General features: G+C 44.8%; 2 protein-coding genes. Both read left to right on the forward strand.

Features of this window, described 5'->3' with window-relative positions:
* Positions 1 to 129 precede the first annotated feature (129 nt).
* Entirely contained in the window at positions 130 to 1,347 is a 1,218-nt protein-coding gene (gene istA, locus EDM58_RS25485) for an IS21 family transposase (protein WP_246001063.1), read from the forward strand.
* Positions 1,344 to 2,123: an IS21-like element helper ATPase IstB gene (gene istB, locus EDM58_RS25490; protein WP_023555287.1), complete on the forward strand. Its 780-nt coding sequence runs from the start codon at positions 1,344 to 1,346 to the stop codon at positions 2,121 to 2,123. The genes istA and istB overlap by 4 nt, the downstream gene beginning before the upstream one ends.
* The last annotated feature ends 135 nt before the right edge of the window (positions 2,124 to 2,258 follow it).

Below are 2,258 nucleotides of genomic sequence, written 5' to 3' on the forward strand. Positions count from 1 at the left end.
AAAGGACGTGAGATTATACTGTGAACAGCACTGTTAAAATCCTCAATAACGGCACTTGAAAATTCCCCACTTTTGGCAGAAAATCTCTCCCTGGAGGAGAGAAATATGCTAAAGAATGGGGAGTTTTACTTGATTAAGGACATGAGAGGAAGAGGAATGAGTATCACACAAATTGCTGACTCACTAGGGAGGGATCGAAAAACAGTTCGCAAGTGGTTGGAAAAGAATGAACCTTCAAAATACCAACGATCCGTTACAAAAACAAGCATTCTCGATCCGTATAAACCCTATATCAAGGAGAGAATGGAAGAGGGCTGCTTAAATGCTGTCGTTTTGTTTGATGAGATTAAAGCTCATGGCTACCCAGGGCAAATTCGCCTTCTTCGTTCATTTATGGAACCGTTGCGACCGGTTGTTACAACCAAAGCAACGATCCGTTTTGAAACGGCACCCGGAAAACAAGCTCAAGTCGATTGGGGACATTTCAAGGTTCAGTGGAATGGTGGGTACAAACGGCTGTACGCCTTTGTCATGGTTTTGGGATACTCGAGAATGTTGTATGTGGAGTTTACAGAGAATGAACGGTTGGATACCCTTATCGGCTGCCACATACGTGCCATGCATTACTTTGGCGGCAGACCGGAAACATGTCTGTACGACAATATGAAAACCGTCGTTGCTGGCTACGACGAGCAAGGGCATGTATTGTGGAATGAACGCTTCTCCCAGTTTGCAAGTCATCACGGTCTTACGCTGCGGCGTTGTGCCCCCTACCGCGCGCGAACAAAAGGGAAAGTAGAAAATGGTGTTGGCTATGTTAGAAAGAATTTTTGGCCTCGCGTACAGACGTTTACCAGCCTAAGTGACTTGAATCAGCAAGTACGCCAGTGGCTGGACACAGTGGCCAATGTACGGATACACGGCACGACTTATGAAAGGCCAGTAGAGCGATGGAAACATGAACAGTTGAAGCCGCTGAACCCGATTCCCTTCGAAGAAGTAGAACGGCATACTCGAAGAGTATCCAACGATTCACTCGTTTCTTACGAAGGAAGCCGGTATTCTGTTCCCTATACCTATATTGGTCATACGGTAGAAGTACAGGATCTCCAGAATGGTCATATCCGGATCTATCAGAGTAACACGATCATCGCTGAACATCTGAAAGCCGTTCGTTCCAAACAAGTCGTAACCCATAAAAAACACTTCGAGGGGATTCAAACCCAAAGTCGCGCGGAGGCTCCCCAACCTATGCCGCGTCTGGTTTCAAATCCAAGCCCCGAAGTGGCGGAACGTGATTTATCCGTCTATGAGCAGTTTGCTGACGAGGAGGTGATCGTACAATGATGCTCCAGGCCCGTTTAGAAGAAGCCATTTCGCATATGGGATGGGTAAGAATCCCGGAAATTATTCACCACCACGCAGAAGAAGCTGCTGCTCAGAATATATCGTATTTGGAGTTCTTGGACAAGCTTCTGCAAGAAGAAATTAAGGCCAAGAGGGATCGATTCATCCGTATGAAAACGAGATTGGCTCATTTACCCTACCATAAAACGTTGGAGCAATTCGATTTTAGTTTCCAGCCCTCCATTGATGAAAGACGGATTCGTGATTTGGCAACCCTTCGGTTTGTACAACAACAAGAGAATCTCATTTTGCTAGGTCCCCCAGGAGTTGGTAAGACTCACTTATCTGTCGCACTGGCTCTGGAGGCCATTAAACAAGGTTTTACAGTTTACTTTACAACCGCCCATGACTTGGTTCAGACCCTTCAGATTGCCCATCAAAACAACAGTATTAAGCAAAAAATGCGGGTATTTATTAAGCCGAATGTACTTATTATTGATGAAATCGGCTATCGCAAGATGGATGAGACGGCAGCTCACTTTTTCTTTCAAATTATATCGGAACGTTATGAATCCGGTTCGATCATTCTCACTTCGAACAAGTCCTATGGTTCGTGGGGAGAGATATTTGGCGATGCGGTACTTGCTACCGCTATCCTTGATCGATTATTGCATCACTCCCATACCATCAACATTAAGGGGGAAAGTTATCGTATCAAAGAAAAGAAAAAAGCTGGTTTCTTTCGGACAGAGTCGATTGATGATAAAACCGAATAAATGGAGTTTTCCCGTTACCTGCCCCCTTCGGGGGGCAATATTCAAACAAATGAACTGCCTATAATGGGGAAAATTCGAGTGCAGATAATGAGGAATTTTCATTTGCAGTTGACAATACTTCATCACTTTTGTTCT

Origin of the sequence: Brevibacillus panacihumi (assembly GCF_003710985.1) — a bacterium.
Classification (GTDB): Bacteria; Bacillota; Bacilli; order Brevibacillales; family Brevibacillaceae; genus Brevibacillus; species Brevibacillus panacihumi.